This is a genomic window from Asticcacaulis sp. (assembly GCF_051956075.1).
In the GTDB taxonomy this organism is placed as follows: domain Bacteria; phylum Pseudomonadota; class Alphaproteobacteria; order Caulobacterales; family Caulobacteraceae; genus Asticcacaulis.
Genome location: NZ_JBQCGA010000015.1, coordinates 26,165 through 47,257, shown reverse-complemented (window position 1 = coordinate 47,257; position 21,093 = coordinate 26,165). Strand labels below are relative to the sequence as shown.

Sequence of the window (21,093 nt, the reverse complement as noted above, 5' to 3'; positions counted from 1 at the left end):
GATCGGCGCGGCGGGGCCTTCGTCCTTGCCGACGGCGATGACCGGCGAATCGCTGGCCGCCATGGCCAGGGTCGGGGTCTGCTGATTCATGAGCTGGCGGTAGATCCAGTAGGAGGCGGCGACCTCCTCGACATATTGCCGCGTCTGGGCGACCGGGATCGACTCCATGACCAGCAGCGAATCCGAGCCGTCGCCCAGCGAATCGAGCGCGTCCTTCACCGGGCGCGGCCCGGCATTATAGGCGGCGATGGTGCGCAGCAGGTCGCCCGACACGATGCTCGAATCCTGCAGGCGGTTGATATAGTCCTGACCGACCTTGAGATTGACGTCCGGGTCGAGCAGCTTTTTCGGACGTTTGGCGTAGCTGGAATCGTTCTCGACCAGCGCCGCCGTGGAGGGCATCAGTTGCAGCAGGCCATAAGCGCCCGCATAGGAATAGGCTTTCGGGTTGAACTTGCTTTCCTTGCGCGCAAAGGCGAACAGAAGCGCCTTATCGACCTTGAGGCCGCTGCTGGGGCCGTAGTCGGGCATCGGATAGCTGGAGGCGTCAAACAGCCAGTCCGAGGTCGTCAACTGGTTGAACGGCACATGGGTCTTGGCGGCCAGGGCCAGCCAGTTGTCGCGGTCCGCCGCGCCGCCCGCATGTTGAATCGCCGATTTCAGTTCGTCCTGCGCGTCGTCGGTGCGGCCGATCTGCACCAGAGCGTCGAGACGGCGCGCGCGCGGATCGGACAGGGCCCAGGCGAAATTGCCGCTCAGGCTGGCCTTGAGCGCGTCGCGGGAATCGACGTTGAAGCTGGGCGGCAGGCCCTTTTTCGCCAGTTCGACGGCGGGCGTCACGCCCAGACGCGCCTCGGCGACCAGACCATAGAAGGTAAAGGGGAAGCTGGCCGCGATCTTGAACCACGATTGCGCGTCGTCCTGATCCTTGAGCTGCAAGGCGCAGCGGCCCGCCCAATAGGCGCCGCTGGACTGGCTCCACGAATTGCGGCTGGGATCGGTGGCGACGAATTTGAACTCGGTCAGAGCCTGATCAAAGCGCTTCAGCCGCCACAGGGCCAGACCGGCCACCCAGTGATCGCCGATCTGACGACCCAGCTTCACCGCGCCTTCGAGGTCGCCATTATTGTAGGCCGAGCGCGCCGATTTCGGCGTCAGCGGCGAGTCCAGTTCCGGCGCCGCATCATCGCCGTCCGGCGCGCCTATATGCGGCGTCGAATCCGTGAGCGAAACCTTGGCCGACAGGGCGACGGCGGCGGAGTCCGCGCCCGTCGCGGCGGTCAGGGGCGGCGCGCCGTTCAGCGAAGGGAAGGCAGGGTCCGGCGCGCCATCAGGCTTTTTACGCTTGGCCAGATTCCAGACATTCATCGCCATCGGCTGGTCGCCATAGGTGTTGAGCCATGCGATCAATTCATCATAGGTCGAGGTGTATCCGCGGCTGAACAGCTTATGGTATTCGGCATAGCCCATCAGGCTCTTGTCGCTGACCTGCGCCAGTTGCGCCTCGGCGTCGTCATACCTGCCCTGGTCGATCAGCGTGAAGGCGGCCTGATAGAGGCTGGCGTCCTGATCGGACAGCGGGGCGACATAGGGCTTGGCGCTGACCGGCGCCGAGGTGGCGATCAGGCGGTACGGGACCGGCGCGGCGTTCATGACGACCGGCGCTTCGGTCGTGGTATGATCGGACGCCGCAGTGGACTTTTCCGGTAAGAATGTCTTCGGCACGGCCGCCAGCGCGCGCGTCAGGGCGTCCATGCCGTCGGCGGCGAACGAATCGGTGGCGAGCAGCTTCTTGCCGGACACCTGCGCTGAGGTCTTGACCGGCTTGACGCTCTTTTTGCCCTCGGCCTTGAGCGCTGTCTTCAGCGCCGCCGTGTCGGACTTGCCGTGTTTTGTCGCGACCGGGATCTTTTTTGCGCTGGACTTATCCGTATGCGCTGAAGTCCTGACCGCCTTGGCGCCGTGCGTGGATTTGGTGGATTTAGAAGCTGTTGACGTCTTGTGCGTCGCGGTCTTGTGCGTCGCGGTCTTGTGCGCCGTCGCCATGGCGGGCGCCGCTGTCATCAGGGCGAGGCTCAACGCGGCGGCGTTGATCAACCCGAAGCGGGCGCGAACGGAGCGGGGGGCAAAACGCTTAGACGTCAAAACGGTGTCCTTGGTCAGAGGGCAGGCCGGTGGCGCTACGGAAAGAGTTGAGACTAATCGGATATTGATGAGCTGGCAAGCCATATGGCCTTGCCGCCTTATGTCGCAGCCCCTTTAACTCGCTGTCAGATGTGGCGAAAATCGGACCGAGCCGACTGTTCAGGCAAGGCTCACTTAAATGTGAGCGATCAGAGGCCGGCCTTGACCTTCAGTTCCAGCAGGTCGCGCCAGAACAGCGCCTTGGCCTGCGGCTGGCTAAGCAGCAGGCGCGGCGGATAGGCGGCGACGACCGGGATTTGCAGGCCGTTTTCATGATAGCTGACCACGCGCCCGCGCAGTTTTGACAGGCTCTGGTCGAGATTCAGCGCGCAGGCGACGGCGGGGGCGCCCAGCAGCAGCAGCGCCTTCGGCTGCGCCAGCCGGATCAGGGCGTGCAGGAAGGGCGCGCTCAGGGTCACGTCTTCGGGGGTGAGCGGGCGCCCGCCCGCCGGACGCCACGGGACGCACGGCGCCAGCAGGCTTTGCGTCTCCAGCCCCGCCGCCTTCAGCGCCTTGTCCATCAACTCGCCCGGCTTGCCCGCAAAGGCGAGGCCGCTGTCGTCCTCATCGGGGTCGGGCGGTTCGCCGATCACCATCAGGGCCGGGGCGGGGGCGCCGCGGAATTTCACCAGCGCTTTCGCGCCCTCGTGGCGCAGCGGCATGTGCTGGAAAGCGTCGAGTTCGGCGTACAACTCGTCGAAGCTGCGCGCGGCGGCGGCGCGCTGTTTCGCCTCATGCTGGGCCGCGGCGATGTCGAGATGCACCATACCTGGCGGCCGCAGGGCGTTGACCGCGCCGCCCGCGGGCGGCGCCGTCACCTGAATGTGCGCAGGCGCCGCTACGGCACGTTGAATCCGTTGTTTATTTTCACTGAGAGTCCGATTAAGAGGCTCAGTCTCATAGGCGTCGTCCAACTCATGGTCGATCAGGAAGCCCAGATAGCTTTCGATCTCCTGAGAAATGTCGTCACTGTACGGCATATATGGGACGGGGGCCTTGTCGATAGAAGCGTCTTTGGTCAGTCATAGGATGACTTGCCGGGAAGTTCAAAGCAAAACGGCGGCGAAAAAGGGTTAGAGGCTATGGCGGACAGCGAACAAGCAGCGATGCGCGAGTCGATGGATTATGACGTCGTCATCGTCGGCGGCGGTCCGGCGGGCCTGTCGTCGGCCATCCGTCTCAAGCAGCAGGCGGCTCAGGCCGGTATCGAGGTCAGCGTCGCGGTGCTGGAGAAGGGCTCTGAGATCGGCGCTCATATCCTGTCGGGCGCGGTCATTGACCCGTCGGGTCTGGCCAAACTGTTTCCGAACTGGAAGGACTTGGGCGCGCCGCTGGAGACGCCGGTGACGGACGACAAGTTCCTGTTCCTGGGGCCGCAGGGCGCGATGGACATTTCCTGGCTGCCCAAGCCCGACTATATGAGCAATCACGGCTGTTATATCGCGTCGCTGGGCAATATCAGCCGCTGGCTGGCCGAGCAGGCCGAGGGCCTTGGCGTGGAAATCTATCCGGGCATGGCCTGTTCGGAAGTGCTGTATGACGAAGACGGCGGCGTGGCCGGCGTGGTGGCGGGCGTGTTCGGCGTGGCGAAGGACGGCCATCACAAGCCGGACTATCAGCCGGGTCTTGAACTGCGCGCCAAATACACCTTCTTCGCCGAGGGTGCGCGCGGCTCGCTGTCGCAGCAGGTTATTCGCAAGTTCGATCTCGACCGTGACAGCGACTGTCAGAAATACGGTCTGGGGATCAAGGAATTGTGGAAGGTCAAACCGAAGCAGTTCAAGCCGGGGCTGGTGCAGCACACACTGGGCTGGCCGCTCGACGACCGCACCGGCGGCGGCTCGTTCCTGTACCATTTCGGCGACCATTATGTCGCCATCGGCTTCGTCACGCATCTGAACTACGCCAATCCGTATCTGTCGCCCTATGACGAATTCCAGCGCTTCAAGCACCATCCGGTGATCCGCGAAACGCTGGAGGGCGGCGAGCGCGTCGCCTATGGCGCGCGGGCGCTCAATGAAGGCGGCTTTCAGTCCGTGCCGCGGCTGGTCTTCCCCGGCGGCGCGCTGATCGGATGTTCGGCGGGCTTCGTCAATGTGCCGCGCATCAAGGGCAGCCACAACGCCATCAAGAGCGGTATTTTAGCGGCGGACGCGGCGATCAAGGCGCTGCAAGGCGAGGCGCCGCGCGTGCTGGAGGGCTATCAGACCGCCTATGACAAATCCGACATCGCGCGCGAACTCAAACTGGTGCGCAACGTCAAGCCGCTTTTGTCGCGCCTCGGCACAAGCCTCGGCACGCTGGTCGGCGGGGTCGAGATGTGGTGTACGAAACTGCTGGGCGGTTTCTCCTTCCTCGGCACGCTGAGCCACGGCAAGAGCGACGCCCATTCGCTCAAGCCCGCCGTCGAGTTCAAGCCAATCAACTATCCCAAGCCGGACGGCGTTTTGTCCTTCGACAAGCTGTCCTCGGTGTTTTTGTCCAGCACCAATCACGAGGAGGACCAGCCGGTCCACCTGCGGCTGAAAGACCCGCATATTCCGATCGACATCAACCTGCCCAAATACGCCGAACCGGCGCAGCGCTACTGCCCGGCGGGCGTGTATGAGATTGTCGGGCTGGAGCAGCACCAGCCGCGTCTGCAGATCAACGCGCAGAACTGCGTCCACTGCAAGACCTGCGACATCAAGGATCCGACGGGCAATATCGTCTGGACCTGCCCGGAAGGCGGCGGCGGGCCCAACTATCCGAATATGTAGAGACGCGCCGCAATGCTGACGTCTTGTCAACTTTTGCGTGACAGGTTTTGACTTTATAGGATTGCAGCTTACTTTCAGGCTGTCGTCTGTAAAAAGGTCATTCGCCTCTCATGCGTGCTTTCTCTGCTTTTCGCGTCGCCCTGCTCTTTTCCGCCTTCGCCCTGCCTGCGGCGGCGACGCCCATTATGGGCACGGCCTCGGCGGAGCTGGGGACGCCGCGCTCGCCTTACGCCAATTTTCTGATCGGTCGCTACGCGATTGCGAACGGCGATGTCGCGACCGCCGCTGAGGCGATGAACGCCGCCGCCGCCGCCGATCCGGGCAGTTCGGACCTGCGCGAAAGCGCCTTTCTGATCGGCATTCTCAACGGCGATATCGACAGCGCCGCGAAGATTGCGCCTCAGGTCAGCAAGGGCTCGGACACCGCGCAACTGATGGCGCCGCTGGTGCAGGCCGTGGTCGCGGTGCATGACGGGCGCAAGGGGCTGGCGCTCAAACAGATCGACGCGGCGCTCAAGGTGCGCCCGCAGGACCGTAACGCCGTTTTGATGCGGCCCTATGTGCTGGCCATGAATGGCAAATGGGATCAGGCGTTTGACGAGTCCGGCGATGCGGCGCTCAACGGCAGCGACAGCGGGCGGCTGCTGGTCTATCTGCTCAAATCGGAACGCGCGCGTCTCTATGAGCTGCGCGGTCAGAATGACAAGGCCGAGGCGATCTATAAGGCGCTGTGCCAGCCCGGCGCCGCCAGCTATATTTTTGGCCCCGACTATGCGGCCTTTCTGGAGCGTCGCGGGCGCGCCGATGAGGCGAAAACCCTGTGGAGCGGCATCGCCGCCCAGACCAACGACGCCGCTTCGCGCGCCGCTTTGAAGCGGCTGGCGGATAACGGCCCGGCGCCGGCTTTGCCGGATCTGAGGGCGTCGCTGGCGCAGGGCCTGTTCGTGTCCTCGACCATCGCCTTCAGTCAACGCGATTCGGAGATGGCGCTGGCCAGCGTGCGCCTGTCGCTCTATCTCGACCCGACGCCGGATCGCGCGCGCATCTTTTTGGGCCAGGTCGAGCAGTCGCTGGACGATGACGCCGCAGCCGACTCGGTGTGGGCGGCCATCGGCAAGGATTCGCCGTTCTACGCCGAGGCAAGCTTGCGCCGGGCCGGGCTGCGTCGTGACAATGACGACAATGCGGGCGCGCTCGATCTCCTGAGCCAGGCGTTGCAACAGGAACCTGACAATCTGGCTCTGGTCAGCGAGCAGGCGGGGCTGCTGCACGCCGATTTCAAGGATCAGGCGGCGCTGGACGCCTTGCAGGCGCGCGCCAAGCGGGCCGGGGACGCCGACTTCACCTGGCAGACCTGGTTTCTGAAGGCGATGATCTACGATTCGCTCGATGACTGGCCGAACGCCGAAACGGCGATCAAGAAGGCGCAGGCGATGAATCCGGGACGTCCAGAAATCCTCAACTTCCTCGGCTATGGCTGGATCAGCCGCGGCCAGCATGTGCAGGAGGGCATGGATCTGGTGCGCTCGGCGCTCAACATTACGCCCAAATCCGGCGCGGTCATCGATTCGCTCGGCTGGGGCTATTACAAGCTCGGCGACTATGAGCAGGCGCTCAGCTTTATCGAGCAGGCCGTGCAGCTTGAGCCCGCCGACCCGGAGATCAACGAGCATCTGGGCGACGTCTATAAGGCGATGGGCCGCAATGTCGAGGCGGGCTATGAGTGGGGCCGTGTGCTGACGTTGAAGACCAGCGACAAGCAGGCCGCCGAGGTGCGGCGCAAGATCGACGAGAACGCCGCCGCGATCCGCATGGCGTCGGCGCCCCCCGCCGCGCTCAATCCTGGGCCTGCGCGCGCGCAGACCACGGCGCTCAACGACGCGCCCAAACCGCGCCGACGGTAAGCCAGCGCATATTTCCCCCTCTCCCCATGCACATGGGGAGAGGACGAGGAGCAAGGCGAAGCCGCCGATCCTCGGGTGAGGGGCTGCCCATCCTCTGCGCTCAACCGGCTGGCGGCCCCTCACCCGATCGCCTTCGCTTTCGCTCGGCTCTCGTCCTCTCCCCATTTGCATGGGGAGAGGGGGAGGCAAGACATAAGAGCCAAAACATAAGAAGTATTGTTCATGACTTCCGAACTGGCGCGCGCCAAGATCAATCTGTACCTGCACGTTGCGGCGCCCGATGCGCGCGGCTGGCATCCGCTGCAAAGCCTGGTGGCCTTTGCGGACATAGGCGATCAGGTATCTCTCACCGACGCGCCGGGACTTACCATCGACGGGCCTTTTGGCGCGGGCCTGAGCGCGGGCGAGGACAATCTGATCCTCAGGGCGGCGCGGCGGTTTGAGGCGCTGGCGGGCGTTGAATTGCGCCACGGTCTGCATCTGGATAAGCAATTGCCTTTGGCGTCGGGCATTGGCGGCGGCAGCGCCGATGCGGGGGCGACTTTGCGGTTGTTGAAGGCGACCTACGCGCCGCAGATCAGCGACGAGCTGCTGGACGAGATGGCGCAGGCTACCGGCGCGGACGGCGTGATGTGCCTGCGCAGTCAGAGCGCCTTCGCCGAAGGCTATGGCGAACTGCTGACGCCCGTGAAACTGCCGTCCATGCCTTGCGTGCTGATCAATCCGGGAGTCGCCTGTTCGACGCCGCAGGTATTTGCGGCCTATGACGCGCTCGGGTGCTTTGAAGCAATCGAGGCGAAACAAGGCTTTGCGGATATTGTCAATATTGACGGACTGGTCGCCGCACTGAAGGCGACGCGTAACGATCTGGAGTCGCCCGCCATCCGGTTGCAGCCGGTGATTGTCGATGTACTGACCTCTCTGCGTGATCAGCCGGACGTCTTGCTGGCGCGCATGTCCGGGTCCGGCGCCACCTGTTTCGCCCTCTGCCGCGACGAACAGGCGTCAGGAGACGTGGCGGAGCGGATGCGCGTCCTGTGGCCGACGGCCTGGGTGCGCGCCTGCCAGCTCGGCTGAGGCGCGCTTGTTGCGCATCGCCTTTTCGACCCTGTTGTCAGGATCATTGAGCAATTTGCCATAGGCGACGGAATCGACGGGATAAATCGCGATCTTGCCTGAGGCGTTATAATGGGCGCCATAGCCATATTGTTTGGTCAGGGGCGAGGCGCGCATGCACGGATGGCCCTTGCTGAAAAAGGCGTCGCGATGCTGTGCGGCCTCGACCTCGGACAGGCCGTTGCGCAACCGCCAGACCTCGAAATTGAGCGCGTCGATATCGTATTCATACGGATGGTCGTTCAAGAGGTCGAAATGCAGCCGCGCGATGCTGCGGGCGCCGTCGCGCTCGGGCGGCGGGACGCCTTGCCGGTTTGGACAATCGTCGGCGATGGTGATGAAGGTATTGGCGATTTTTTTCACGGCTTCACCCTGTTTTTGCAGCCATAAATGCGCGCATGGCCATAAAAACGCGATGCGATTTTACGCCGTTTCAGCCCGCCGTAAAGACGCCGTTTCGCCGCAGTCGCCAGCACAGGATCAAGGTTGGAATCGCCAGCGCCGCCGTAAAGGCGAAGAAGGCGGCATAGGCCGGAAACAGGCCGATAGAGGGCTTGACGCTGTCGATCAAAAGGCCGGAAAAGCCTTTGAAAAACTTGCCCGTCAGCGCCGCCACCGAATACATCAGCGCATAATGGGTCAGGGTGTGGTCGCGCCCGGTCATCTTCGTCATAAAGGCGACGAGCGCCGTCTCAGCGACGCCGTCGCCGATATCATCGACGACCAGAGCCGCGCCGAACAGGGCGACGGAGCCGTGGACCAGCGACATCCAGCTAAAGAACAGGTTGGAGGCGGGGCCGACCAGTGCGCCGAGCCAGAAGGCGCGTTGCAGGCCCAGAAAATACAGACACGCTCCGCCAATGCCGATGCCGATAAAGCCCGCCGCCAGCCCGACAGTGCCGCGCAAGGCCCCGATGGCGTCAAGATCGAGGCCGGTGTCCTGATACATGGGCGTACAGACCGGCCCGATCAGATAGTCGCCGAGTCGGTAAAAGGCGAGGGTGAGCAGGATCAGCCCGGCGGTTCCGGCATGTTCGGCGAAGAAGCTCTCAAAAGGCTCGACAATCAGTTGCCGGAACGATTTCGGCGCGGCGTCATAGCGCTGCTCCGCCTCGGTGCGGTGAGCGGCTAAGGTGGCGATCACCCCGATAATCAGCGCCCCGGCCATGATCTCATAGGTCAGCGGCCAGCCAAAATGATTGCCCGCGATCAGGATGATCGAGGAGGCCGACCACAGACCGATCTTGACGCCGAGGCTGTAGGCGCTGGGGTTAAACGCCTGATCGGTTTCGGTTTTCGTCTCCTCGACGCGCCAGGCGTCCACCGCGATCTCCTGCGAGGCGGCGCAGAAGGTGACGAAGACCGCCGCCGCGACGAAGGCGGGCAGGTGCGCCGGTCCGATCAGGGCCATGGCGCACAAACCTATCGCGACGCCGATCTGGCTTAACAGCATGTAGGAGCGGCGCTGGCCCAGCAGGGCGTGCAGGAACGGGATGTGCGCCTTGTCCATCCACGGCGCCCACAGGATTTTCAGGCCGTAAAGCAGGCTCGCCCAGGACACGAAGCCGATCACGCTCAAAGACACGCCCGCCCCGCGCAGCCACAGGTTCAGGGTCGATCCGACCAGCAGAAACGGCAGGCCGGACGAGAAGCCGAGCGCGATCAGCAGCCACGAGGTCGGGCGTTTCAGGCTGGCGCGCAGGGCCGACAGATTGGGGGATAGGGTCATTGTCTTCTCACCGGATACGATCAAGGCCGATTCTGCGAAGAAAGCGAAGGCTTTGTGTGGTCTTAGCGCTTGCGGCGGAGGGGGCGGGCCAGTATGTTCGCGCCAAATTTCGACCACCGGATACGCCGTTTTTATGTCGTCTGAACCTCTGAGCTTTCAGGATTTGATCCTGACCCTGCACGCCTACTGGTCCGAACAGGGCTGCGCCATCCTGCAACCCTATGATGTCGAGGTCGGGGCGGGCACGCTGCATCCGGCGACCGTCCTGCGCGCGCTGGGTAAGAAGCCGTGGCGCGCCGCCTATGTACAGCCGTCGCGCCGCCCGGTCGATGGCCGCTATGGCGAGAACCCGAACCGCTTGCAGCACTATTACCAGTATCAGGTGATCCTGAAGCCGAACCCGGAGAATTTGCAGGAATTGTATCTCGGCTCGCTCAAGGCGATCGGGCTGGATACGCATCTGCACGATATCCGCTTCGTTGAGGATGACTGGGAAAACCCGACGGTCGGGGCCTGGGGCCTTGGCTGGGAGGTATGGTGCGACGGCATGGAGGTCACGCAATACACCTATTTTCAGGGCGTCGGCGGCATCGAGGTCGATGTGGTGTCGGGCGAGCTGACCTATGGCTTAGAGCGCCTGTGCATGTATCTGCAAAACGTCGATAACGTCTATGACCTGAAGTTCAACAAGGCAGGCGTCACCTATGGCGAGGTGTTCAAGGAGCAGGAGCGCCAGTTTTCGGCCTTCAATTTCGAGGCGTCGGACGTGGCGACGCTCAAGCGCCAGTTCGAGGATATGGAAATTCAGGTGAAGCGTATTCTGGAGACGAAGAACAGCCTCGGCTATCCGCTGGTTCTGCCCGCCTATGACCATGTGCTGAAGGCGTCGCACCTGTTCAACCTGATGGATGCGCGCGGCGCCATCGCCGTGGCCGAGCGCCAGAGCTATATCGGGCGCATCCGCGATCTCTGTAAGGCGTGCGCGCAAGAGTGGGCGCGCCAGGAGGAGGTGCGTATGCCCTCAAGCAACGAAGTGGTAGGGCAATAAACATGGCCCAGCTTCTGATCGAACTGTTCTCCGAGGAAATTCCCGCGCGTATGCAGCTTGGCGCGGCGCGCGATTTCGAGCGGCTGATGGGGGCGAAATTCGCCGCCTCCGGCCTGAGCTTTGCGGGTATGCAAGCCAAGGTCAGCCCGCGCCGTCTGGCTCTGGTGGTCGATGGCCTGCCGGTCGAGCAGGCCGCCGTCACCGAGGAGGTCAAGGGGCCGCGCGAGGGCGCGCCGGAACAGGCCATGGCCGGGTTCCTGCGCAAGGTCGGCCTGACTCAGGACCAGCTTGTCGTCGAAAACGGCGTGTGGATGGCGAAGATCGAAAAGCCCGGCCGCCGCACGGTCGATGTGCTGCCCGACATGCTGCGTGAGGTGATTTTGAGCTTTCCGTGGCCGAAGTCGATGCGCTCGGGCACGTCGAGCTTCCGCTGGGTGCGGCCGTTGAAGCGCATCCTGTTCCTGTTCGACGGGCAGGTCGTGCCGTTCGAGCTGGAAGGGATTTTGGCGTCGAACCTGACGCAGGGCCATCGTTTCCTGGGGTCGGGGGAAGCCTTCGGCGTGAGCGATTTTTCAAGCTACGTAAATGGCTTGCGCGAGAATTTTGTCATTCTGGATCATGCAGAGCGGCAGGCGGTCATTCTCGATAAGGCGCGCATGGTCTGTGACATTGCGGGTTGCGAACTGATCGAAGATCAGGGCCTGCTTGAGGAGGTCGCGGGGCTGAACGAATGGCCTGTGCCGATGCTCGGCGATATGGACCCGCAATTCCTGACCCTGCCGCCGGAGGTCATCAAGACCTCGATGCGCACGCACCAGAAGTATTTTGCGGTTCGTGACGCTAAAACCGGCAAAATGGCCCCGCATTTCGTGCTGGTCGCCAATATTGAGCCGACGGATGACGGCTCGGAAATCCGCCGCGGCAACGCCAAGGTCTTGTCGGCGCGGCTGTCGGACGGCGTCTTCTTCTGGAAGGAAGACAACCGTTCGGGCAATTTCGATCAATGGTTGACGAAGCTGGAAGGCACGACCTTCCACGTCAAGCTCGGCACCATGAAGCAGCGCGTCGAGCGTATCGTCGCTCTGGCGAAGCATCTGGCGCCGATCACGGGCGCGGATGTGGGCAAGGTCGAGCAGGCCGCGCGTCTCGCCAAGGCCGATCTGGCCTCCTACATGGTCGGCGAATTTCCCGAATTGCAGGGCGTGATGGGCGGTTATTACGCCGATGCGGCGGGGCTGGATCGTGAGGTCGCCGACGCCATCCGCCAGCATTACAAGCCGCAAGGCCCGTCCGACAGCCTGCCCGAAGGCAAGGTCGCCGCGACCGTGGCGCTGGCGGACAAGCTGGATACGCTGATCGGCTTCTTCGCCATTGGTGAAAAGCCAACGGGTTCAAAAGATCCTTATGCGCTGCGTCGCTCGGCGTTAGGGATTTTGCGAATTGTACGCGATCAAAATGTGAGAGCGTCGATTAATGATCTCGTTCGAGCTTGGTATCTTTCAATTATAAATTATTGCCATTCAAAATTGTCAATTATTGTTGAAAATGGCGATGGTTTTGTAGCGCTAGGCCCGTCGTATGAGCTGCATGAATTAGAGTTTCCTGAAGCCAGTAAACGTATCTTCTTTGATGGATTGCTTAACGGGATAGTATCTGTTGCAGAAGGAGGGGAAAATTCAGCGCTCACATTTGGTCTGAATAGAGAGAGGCTTTATGGCGGCAGTGGCGTATTTTCCGCGCCCAAATTCCAATTTGCTGCGTTTAATGATGTTCGTCCGGACATTCTCGACTTCTTCAACGACCGCCTGAAGGTGCAACTGCGCGAGGAAGGCCATGCGCCGGACGTGCTGGACGCCGTGTTTGCGCTGAAAGATGACGATATTCTGCGCCTGACGAAGAAGCTTGATGCGCTCGAAGCCGTGCTGGCTGAGGGCGACGACCTGATCCAGACCCACAAGCGCGCGGCCAATATCCTCGCCGCCGCCAAGTGGAGCGAAGCGGCGGGCGCGCCTTTGGCCTCAAGCGAAGCCGAAGCCGCTGAAACGGCGCTGGTGGACGCGCTGGTCAAGGCGCAGGGCGTTGTGCAAAAGGCGCTCGCCACGGAAAATTACGCGGAAGCCTTGCAAGCCATTGCTGCATTGCGGCAAAATGTCGATGGCTTCCTCGATGAAGTTCTGGTCAATGCCGAGGATGCGGGCGTCAGAGCCGCGCGTCTGAATCTGCTGGCCGGGGTGTGTGCGTTGTCGGCCGGAATTGCGGACCTGTCCCGCATTGCCGGATAGATTTTTTATAATCGACAAGAAAATCATGGAATTGCGAGCCAACGCGATCCTGAAACATAAACTGCTTGCGAAGTGAAAAAGGGAACATTCATGTCTAAGCAATGGGTATACGCTTTCCGGGCCGGTCAGGCCGACGGAAACGCCGGTATGAAAGACTTGCTGGGCGGCAAGGGAGCGAATCTCGCCGAAATGTCGTCGCTGAACCTGCCGGTCCCGGCGGGCTTCACCATCACCACCGAAGCCTGCGTCCATTATTTCAAGAACAATTCGGAGCTGCCGCAGGGCCTGGAGGCTGAGGTCGAATACGCTCTCTGCGATCTGGAAAAGGTGACCGGCAAGGGCTTCGGCCAGGTCGAGAATCCGCTGCTGGTGTCGGTGCGCTCCGGGGCTCGCGCCTCGATGCCGGGCATGATGGACACGGTGCTGAATCTGGGCCTCAACGACGCCACGGTTGAAGGTCTGGCCAGCCTGACCGGCGACCGCCGCTTCGCGCTCGACTGCTACCGCCGCTTCATCACCATGTACTCGAACGTCGTGCTGGGCGTGTCGCACCACAGCTTCGAGGACATTCTCGACGATCACAAGGACCGTCTGGGCGTCAGCGTCGATACCGATATTACGGCCAAGGACTGGGAAAAGGTCATTGCCGATTACAAGGATATGGTGAAGTCCGAACTGGGCCGCGACTTCCCGCAGGAGCCCAAGGACCAACTCTGGGGCGCGGTCAAGGCGGTGTTCGGCTCTTGGATGAACGACCGCGCCAAATTCTATCGCAAGATGCACGACATCCCCGAAGACTGGGGCACGGCGGTCAATGTGCAGTCGATGGTGTTCGGCAATATGGGCGACACCTCGGCCACGGGCGTCGCCTTTACGCGCAACCCTTCGACCGGCGAGGGCGAGCTGTACGGCGAATTCCTGCTCAATGCGCAGGGCGAGGACGTGGTGGCGGGCATCCGCACGCCGCAGGCCCTGACCAAGAAGGCGCGCGAAGATATGGGCGAGCGCAATCCGTCGATGGAGGAGCAGCTTCCCGAGGTGTTCGCGCAGTTCAAATCAACGGTTGATACGCTGGAGCGCCATTACCGCGACGTGCAGGACGTCGAGTTCACGGTCGAGCAGGGCCAGCTCTACATGCTGCAAACCCGCAACGCCAAGCGCACCTCGCGCGCAGGCTTAAAGATCGCGGTCGATATGGCGAAGGAAGGGCTGATCACGCCCGCCGAAGCCTTGATGCGCGTCGATCCGGCCTCGCTGGACCAGTTGCTGCACCCGATGATCGACCCGGCGGCGGAAAAGATCGTCATCGCCAAGGGCCTGCCCGCCTCGCCGGGCGCGGCCTGCGGCAAGATCGTCTTCACCGCCGATGACGCCGTGCGTCTGGCCGCGGCGGGTGAAGACGTGATCCTGGTGCGCGATGAGACCTCGCCGGAGGATATTCACGGCATGCACGCCGCCAAGGCCATCGTCACCGCGCGCGGCGGCATGACCAGCCACGCCGCCGTCGTGGCGCGCGGCATGGGTCGTCCGTGCGTATCGGGCGCCGGTGAGATGAACATCTATGCCGAGCGTGGCGAATTCACCGCCCGCGGCCAGTCCTATCGCTTTGGCGACCTGATCACGCTCGACGGTTCAAGCGGCGAGATCATCAAGGGCGCCGTGCGCATGATCGAGCCGGAATTCTCCGAAGACTTCCATCAGATCATGAGCTGGGCGGACGAGCATAAGCGGCTTGCCATCCGCACCAATGCCGAAACCCCGACGGATGCGCGCACTGCGCTCGGCTTCGGGGCGGAAGGCATCGGCCTGTGCCGCACCGAGCATATGTTCTTCGACGAAGACCGCATCGCCGCCGTGCGCGAAATGATCCTGGCCGACGACGAGGCGGGCCGCCGCAAGGCTCTGGCCAAGATCCAGCCGATGCAGAAGGCGGACTTCGCCGAACTGTTCGAGATCATGGACGGCCTGCCAGTCACCATCCGTCTGCTCGATCCGCCGCTGCACGAATTCCTGCCGCATACGCCCGAAGATGTGGCGCAGGTGGCCGAGGCGTCGGGCGTCGGCGAGGACAAGCTGATGAAGCGCACCAAGGAGCTGTCGGAAACCAATCCGATGCTCGGCTGGCGCGGATGCCGCCTGGGCGTGACCTTCCCGGAGATTTACGAATCGCAGCTTGAAGCCATTTTCGACGCGGCCATCGACCGCATTGAGGCGGGCGGCAAGCCTCAGCCTGAGATCATGCACCCGCTGGTCGCCACCCGCGCCGAGATGAAGTACCTGACCGACATGACGCACCGCGTCGCCAAGGCCGTGTTCGCGGCGCGCGGCAAGAGCGTCGATTATAAGGTCGGCACCATGATCGAGCTGCCGCGCGCGGCCCTGATGGCGGACAAGCTGGCCGAGACGGCGGAGTTCTTCTCCTTCGGCACCAACGACCTGACCCAGACGACCTTCGGCATTTCGCGCGATGACTCAGGTCGTTTCCTCAACCCCTACATTGAAAAGGGTATTTTCGAGAAAGACCCGTTCGTGTCGCTCGATCAGGACGGCGTCGGGGCGCTGATCAGCATGGCCGCCGAGAAGGGCCGCGCCACGCGCCCGGACATCAAGCTGGGCATCTGCGGCGAACATGGCGGCGATCCGGCCTCGATCGCCTTCTGCCACCGTCAGGGCCTCGGCTACGTGTCGTGTTCGCCCTACCGTGTGCCGGTCGCCAGACTTGCGGCGGCGCAGGCGGCGATTGTGTCGAAGTAAGGCCTCCCGCTCGTAAATCACGCAAAGCCCGGACGTTTGCGCGTCCGGGCTTTGTCATTACATTCAACCGCGGGGTTTCCCGGCTTGTCTCCTGTGCGTTCCCGCGATAAAAAGGTTAACGGATCAGCGCAGAGGGGACGCCATGAAGGCCGGCGCCGTAGCATTTCTAGGGATAGCGGCGACGGCGGCTCTGGCTGTCGTGGCGACCACGCAGGTCTTGCCGCAGATGCAGACCAACCTGCAGACCGCTGTGAACCGGGCGCTGGCCGATAATGGCCTGATCCACGTCAAGGCCGAGGTCAGCGGGCAGGACGTCACCCTTCGGCTCAAGGACAATGATCCGGCCCACGTCGCCGAATTGACTGAGGCGAAGACCGTCGTGTCCGGCGTCGCCATGCCGGGCGAGCCGCATATCGCGCACGGCGGCGCGCTTCTCAACCGTCCCGTCAGCCGCGTGGCGATCGCCGATGTCGCGACCCCGCCGGTGCCCGCCGACAACGACCACAGCGCCTTGCCCGCCTCGCAGGTCGCGCCCGCCGCCTCGATGGCCGCGCCGCCGCCAGTCGAGGGCGCGCGCGCCACGGCGGTCGCAGCGAACAGCGACAAACCGCGCGTGGCGGGCGACGCCGCCTATGAGGCCGCAACCGTCGCCGCCAATAGCTGCGAACAGCGCGTCAACGCCGTCATGACCGGCCAGCGCCTCGATTTCGAGCCAGGCACCTACGATCTGACCAGCCCCAGCCGCGTCGTGCTGAACGATGTCTATCGCGTGGTGGCGGCCTGTCCGGCGACGGCGCGTCTGACCATATCAGGCTATACCGATAATGTCGGCGATGGGACGGTCAATCAGTTGATTTCGCAGGCGCGCGCCCAGGCGGTGGCCGACGCACTGGTGAAAAAGGGCCTGACCGCCGACCGCATCGCGGTGCGCGGCTATGGCGCAGCCCTGCCGGTGGCGGACAACGCCACGCCGGAAGGGCGCGAACAGAATCGCCGGATCGTTTTTTCAGTGAATGCGGGGTAGGGGGCGATGGTGCATCTGGTCATGGAATTGCGCTGGTTTCTGGCGGCGGCGGCAGGTATTGGCCTGCTGACCGGCGTGCTGATGAAGCGGGCGAAGCGATGAACCTGCTCAATCATGTGCATGGCATGGATCTGTTGCTGGCGAAGACAGGCCTTCTGTTCGCCGTGGCCTTCTTCGTCCCGGCGCTGCTGGCCTATCTTGTGACCCCGGCGCCGCGCAAGACGCCGCGCCGCGCCATGCCGGCGCCCATGCTGCTGGACGACGAACCGAAAACACTTGCGGCCACGCCAGAGGCGAAGCCTGAACCTGCGCCCGCCGCCCGTCCTGCGCCGGTGGCCTATCTTGACGCCGCCGCCGAAGCCTTTACCGCGGGCATATTGGCCAGATCGCAACCTGCCGCCAGCGGACCGTACACGCCGCTGCCGGTCGGGATCGTGCATGGCGCATCGCCGGTGACGACGCAACCGCAGACCCCGGCGCACATCACGCTCAAACCGCAGGGCGACAATCTGCAACGCCGCGTCTCCAGTCTGGCCGCCATGTCGCCGCACAGCGTCGTCGCCGCGGTCGAGCAGGCGGGCGTCGGTCTGGAGCCTGCGCGTCTGTCGGCGCCGCAAGGTTCGCCTGACGATCTCAGCGTGCTGTCCGGCGCCGCGCCCGGCGTCGAGGCCGAGCTGAACGCGCTGGGAATCTGGCATTATTGGCAGGTGGCGGGCTGGGGACCGGAACAGGTCGCCTGGATCGCCAACCGCATCCGCCCCGGCGACCGCGTCGCGCGCGAAAACTGGATGGCGCAGGCCGCGAAGCTGGTGAAGCTCGCCTAGTGGCGCGATCTGCCTATCTGAACAGCCTGATGCCGTCCTCGGCGCCGGAAGGCCCGCCGGTGCGCCTGACCATCGGCGAATGGCGGCGCATCCTGCGTTATCTGACCCCGTCCTGGGGCTCGGCCCTGGCCATCCTGTTCTGTCTGGCGGCGGCGGCGGCTTTGGGCGTCGTTCCGGGCCTTTTGATCCGGCAGGTGATCGACCAGGCGATCCCGCACAAGGATTTTCAGACTCTCGCCCTGCTGGTTGCGGGCATGATCCTGGCGCCGCTGGCCGCCAACCTGCTGGGCGTATGGCAGAGCTATGTCGTCACCCGTCTCGGCGAGGACGTGATCTACGGCATCCGCATGGAGATGCATGCGCGTCTGCTTGCTCAGTCGCTGCAATTCTACACCCACACCCGCTCCGGCGAGATTCAGTCGCGCCTGCAAAGCGATGTGGCGAGCATCCGCAATGTGGTCAGCAACACCATGGTCAATCTGATCAGCAACACGCTGACCGTGGTGGTGACGGCGCTGGTGATCCTGCATCTGGACTGGCGGCTGGCCCTGATCGCGCTCGGCATCCTGCCGGTGTTTATTCTGCCGACGCGTAAGGTGGGACGCGCGCGCGGCGACGTGGCGAAGGAGACTCAGCAGAGGCTGGCCGAGTTCACCGCCTATATGCAGGAGCGCCTGTCGGTCGGCGGCTTCCTGCTGATGCGCCTGTTCGGCGCGCAGGCCACTGAGCGCGCGGATTTCTCTGAGCGGGCGGCGCAGTTGCGTCAACTGGTGATCAAACAAAGCACGCTGGGGCGCTGGTTCCTATTGTTCATCATGTCCTTCGCCAGCGTCGGCCCGGCCCTGATCTATCTGGTCGGCGGCTGGGAGGCGATCGACGGACGAATCACCACCGGCACCATCGTCGCCTTTGTCGGCTTTCTGGGGCGGCTGTACGCGCCCGCGACATCGCTGGTCAACGCCCAGGTCGATCTGATCAGCGCCGCCAGCCTGTTCCAGCGCATCTTCGCCTGGCTCGATCTGTCCGTGGATATGACTGAGCCGCCGCACCCTGTCCGCATCGCCGAACCCAGGGGCGGACTGTGTTTTGACGGCGTGTCGCTGCGTTACGGCGCCGACCGCAAGGTGTTGGACGGGATCGACTTCGATCTGGCGCCGGGCCGGATGCTGGCCCTGGTCGGCCCCAGTGGCGCGGGCAAGACCAGCCTAAGCTATCTGGCGACCCGGCTTTACGATCCGACCGAAGGCCGCGTGCTGCTGGACGGCGTCGATCTGCGCGATCTCGACTTCGCGCAGCTGACGCGGCTGATCGCGGTGGTGACGCAGGAGGCGATCTTCTTTAACGCCAGCGTTCGCGACAGCCTGCTTTACGCCAAGCCAGGCGCCGACGAGGCCGAGCTGTGGCGCGCGCTCGACATCGCCCATGTCCGCGATGTGGTCGAAGCCTTGCCTGACGGGCTCGACACGGTGATCGGCGAGCGCGGCTATAAACTGTCCGGCGGCGAGAAGCAGAGACTGGCGATTGCGCGCGTCGCCCTGCGCGATCCGCGCCTGATCATTCTCGATGAGGCGACCTCGTCGCTCGATTCGCGTTCCGAGGCGCGCATCAGCGAGGCGATGAAAACCCTGCTGGCGGGCCGCAGCAGCCTGGTCATTGCGCACCGCCTCAGCACGGTGCTGAGCGCCGATGACATCCTGGTCATGGATCACGGGCGCATTGTCGAGCGCGGTACGCATGCGGGTTTGCTGGCGCAGGGCGGTCTTTATCAGAAGCTCTATGACGAGCAGTTTAAAACCTAAGCCCGTGGCAGGCTCAGGCCCGATGACGGGCTGACGCGGAAGCGATCGCGGTCATAGGCGTAGAGTTCCGCCGGGCGACCGCCGGTGTCGTCGCGCATCTGGCCGGTGGGCGCGAGGAAGCCGGTGCGCTCCAGCCCGCGGCGGAAATTCTGCTTGTGCAGGCGCAGGCCCGACAGCGCCTCCAGCGACTTCTGCAATTCCAGCAGGGTGAAGCGCGGCGGGGTCAGCTCGAAAATGATCGGGCGGTATTTCAGCTTGCCGCGCAGGCGCGACAGACCGGTGGCCAGGATGCGGCGATGGTCCGAGGCCATCGGCTCGCCGCCATAGAGAGGCGGGGCGTCGTCCGTTCCGCGTCGCGCCTCGCCGATCAGACCCGCAGCGTACAGCAGTTCGTAGCGGTCCAGAACGCGCTCTTCGTTCCAGTGGTCAAGTTCGCGCGGGAACAGGCTCTCAACGCGGCGGCGGCGCAAGGAGGCCTCCTCAGGCGTGGGCGCCCCCGCACACCAGCGCGCCAGCGGTTCGCGCAGCGCCTCCAGCGCCGGATTGCGTTCGCAGCGCCAGTCCTCCCACGGAAAGAAGCGCTGAAACGGCGCCCAAGCGGCGTTGATGCGCGCCTGAAAATCGCTGTCGCTGGTCAGGGCCAGATAGCCGATCGAGACGATGCGCTCGGCCTTCAGACCGGGCAGAACGGCCTCGCGGTCGGCGTCGCCGAACGAATAGAGCTGCTCGACATAGCCGATCTTGAAGCCGGTCTGTTCGCGCACGAAGGCGCGCAGGGCCAGGTCGAAGGTGCGGTGCGCGCGCGGCGCGAACGGCCCGGACGGCAGGGCGTAGGCGGGGCCGTCCTTATCGGGCAAATTCTTATCGGAAAGGTTCTTATCGGCAAGGTTCAGGCACAGGACGCAGGCTTCGTTGTCGCGCACCGTCACGACCACCGCCGACAGTTCGATGGCCAGATCCTGCGTCATGCGTTCAGCCGCGCCAGCAGGGTCTCGAAACGCGCCACAAAGGCGGCGCTGGCGGCGTTCGGCGACAGGGGTTCGATGAGAAGGTCGTAACCTGAAGGCGGCTGGCCGAACCATTGCCGCGCCTCGGCGTCGCTGAAACCGACCAGTTGCGTCGCCTCGAAAAGGCGCAGGCGTGATCGGCCTGTTTGATCAGCTTCTTGACCGGGGCCGGCATCAGGGCGGGCAGGCCGAAGCGGATATGGATCGCCTTTTCCAACTGGTCCTCAAAGCGGCGGTAATCGAGCCCCAGGGCCGCCTTGAACGGCGAAATCATGTCGCCGATCACATATTCGGCGGCATCGTGCAGTAGCGCCATCAATCGCCAGTTGACCGCCAGTTCCGGCTGGATATGGCCGCAGATCTCCTCGACGATCAGGCTGTGCTGCGCGACGCTGAAGCCATGTTCGCCGCGCGTCTGGCCGTTCCAGCGCGCGACGCGCGACAGACCCAGAGCGATGTCGTCGATCTCGATGTCGATGGCGTGTGGATCAAGCAGGTCAAGCCGACGCCCGGACAACATGCGCTGCCACGCGCGCGGTTCCACGGTTTTTTGGGATTTACGAGCCATTGGGGTGTAAAATGTCACATCGGGTTTTTATCTCAAGAGGTATATAAATAAGGTTGCTGCAAAGGCGGCGAGACGATTCGACGCTTATGCACAGA

The 21,093-nt window shown here is 63.6% G+C and carries 14 protein-coding genes and 1 pseudogene; 9 read left to right on the top strand and 6 right to left on the bottom strand.

Features of this window, described 5'->3' with window-relative positions; translation table 11 throughout:
- A partial coding sequence (locus tag ACTHLA_RS04430; protein ID WP_440185876.1) for a transglycosylase SLT domain-containing protein occupies positions 1–2,145 on the bottom strand: 2,145 nt, incomplete at its 3' end.
- A 188-nt stretch (positions 2,146–2,333) separates the two neighbouring features.
- Positions 2,334–3,164: a uracil-DNA glycosylase gene (locus ACTHLA_RS04425; RefSeq protein ID WP_440185875.1), complete on the bottom strand. Its 831-nt coding sequence runs from the start codon at positions 3,162–3,164 to the stop codon at positions 2,334–2,336.
- A 102-nt stretch (positions 3,165–3,266) separates the two neighbouring features.
- On the opposite strand from ACTHLA_RS04425, the gene ACTHLA_RS04420 reads away from it, so the two are divergent.
- From ACTHLA_RS04420 to ACTHLA_RS04410, 3 genes are all read left to right on the top strand, one after another.
- Positions 3,267–4,943, top strand: a complete 1,677-nt coding sequence (locus ACTHLA_RS04420; RefSeq protein WP_440185874.1) for an electron transfer flavoprotein-ubiquinone oxidoreductase — start codon at positions 3,267–3,269, stop codon at positions 4,941–4,943.
- Positions 4,944–5,053: 110 nt separating this feature from the next.
- Positions 5,054–6,847 carry a tetratricopeptide repeat protein gene (locus ACTHLA_RS04415; RefSeq protein ID WP_440185873.1) on the top strand — a complete coding sequence of 598 codons (1,794 nt, stop codon included), beginning with the start codon at positions 5,054–5,056 and terminating at the stop codon, positions 6,845–6,847.
- Positions 6,848–7,069: 222 nt separating this feature from the next.
- A complete protein-coding gene (locus tag ACTHLA_RS04410; protein ID WP_440185872.1) occupies positions 7,070–7,924 on the top strand; it encodes a 4-(cytidine 5'-diphospho)-2-C-methyl-D-erythritol kinase in 855 nt (284 codons plus the stop codon).
- Here ACTHLA_RS04410 and ACTHLA_RS04405 read toward each other — a convergent pair.
- Both ACTHLA_RS04405 and ACTHLA_RS04400 read right to left on the bottom strand, forming a co-directional pair.
- Complete coding sequence (locus ACTHLA_RS04405) at positions 7,853–8,326, bottom strand: DUF6157 family protein (protein WP_440185871.1); 474 nt, start codon at positions 8,324–8,326, stop codon at positions 7,853–7,855. The two genes, ACTHLA_RS04410 and ACTHLA_RS04405, sit on opposite strands and share 72 nt — an antisense overlap.
- Positions 8,327–8,396: 70 nt before the next feature.
- Complete coding sequence (locus tag ACTHLA_RS04400; RefSeq protein ID WP_440185869.1) at positions 8,397–9,692, bottom strand: AmpG family muropeptide MFS transporter; 1,296 nt, start codon at positions 9,690–9,692, stop codon at positions 8,397–8,399.
- Positions 9,693–9,825: 133 nt separating this feature from the next.
- Between ACTHLA_RS04400 and ACTHLA_RS04395 the strand changes: the two genes are divergently transcribed.
- The 6 genes from ACTHLA_RS04395 to ACTHLA_RS04370 all read left to right on the top strand — a co-directional run bounded on the left by ACTHLA_RS04395 (position 9,826) and on the right by ACTHLA_RS04370 (position 19,423).
- Positions 9,826–10,740, top strand: coding sequence for a glycine--tRNA ligase subunit alpha (locus ACTHLA_RS04395; protein WP_440185867.1), 915 nt, complete (start codon positions 9,826–9,828; stop codon positions 10,738–10,740).
- 2 nt (positions 10,741–10,742) lie between these two features.
- Positions 10,743–13,022: a glycine--tRNA ligase subunit beta gene (gene glyS / locus ACTHLA_RS04390; protein ID WP_440185865.1), complete on the top strand. Its 2,280-nt coding sequence runs from the start codon at positions 10,743–10,745 to the stop codon at positions 13,020–13,022.
- 90 nt (positions 13,023–13,112) lie between these two features.
- A complete protein-coding gene (gene ppdK, locus ACTHLA_RS04385) occupies positions 13,113–15,776 on the top strand; it encodes a pyruvate, phosphate dikinase (RefSeq protein WP_440185863.1) in 2,664 nt (887 codons plus the stop codon).
- Between the two features lie 142 nt (positions 15,777–15,918).
- Positions 15,919–16,800, top strand: coding sequence for an OmpA family protein (locus ACTHLA_RS04380; RefSeq protein WP_440185861.1), 882 nt, complete (start codon positions 15,919–15,921; stop codon positions 16,798–16,800).
- Between the two features lie 98 nt (positions 16,801–16,898).
- Complete coding sequence (locus ACTHLA_RS04375; RefSeq protein ID WP_440185859.1) at positions 16,899–17,624, top strand: hypothetical protein; 726 nt, start codon at positions 16,899–16,901, stop codon at positions 17,622–17,624.
- Positions 17,624–19,423 carry an ABC transporter ATP-binding protein gene (locus ACTHLA_RS04370; protein WP_440185857.1) on the top strand — a complete coding sequence of 600 codons (1,800 nt, stop codon included), beginning with the start codon at positions 17,624–17,626 and terminating at the stop codon, positions 19,421–19,423. Before ACTHLA_RS04375 ends, ACTHLA_RS04370 begins: the two co-directional genes overlap by 1 nt.
- Here ACTHLA_RS04370 and ACTHLA_RS04365 read toward each other — a convergent pair.
- Complete coding sequence (locus ACTHLA_RS04365) at positions 19,420–20,391, bottom strand: NUDIX hydrolase (protein WP_440185855.1); 972 nt, start codon at positions 20,389–20,391, stop codon at positions 19,420–19,422. The genes ACTHLA_RS04370 and ACTHLA_RS04365 overlap by 4 nt on opposite strands.
- A pseudogene (locus tag ACTHLA_RS04360) lies at positions 20,388–20,950 on the bottom strand (HD domain-containing protein). Before ACTHLA_RS04360 ends, ACTHLA_RS04365 begins: the two are co-directional and overlap by 4 nt.
- Positions 20,951–21,093 lie beyond the last annotated feature (143 nt).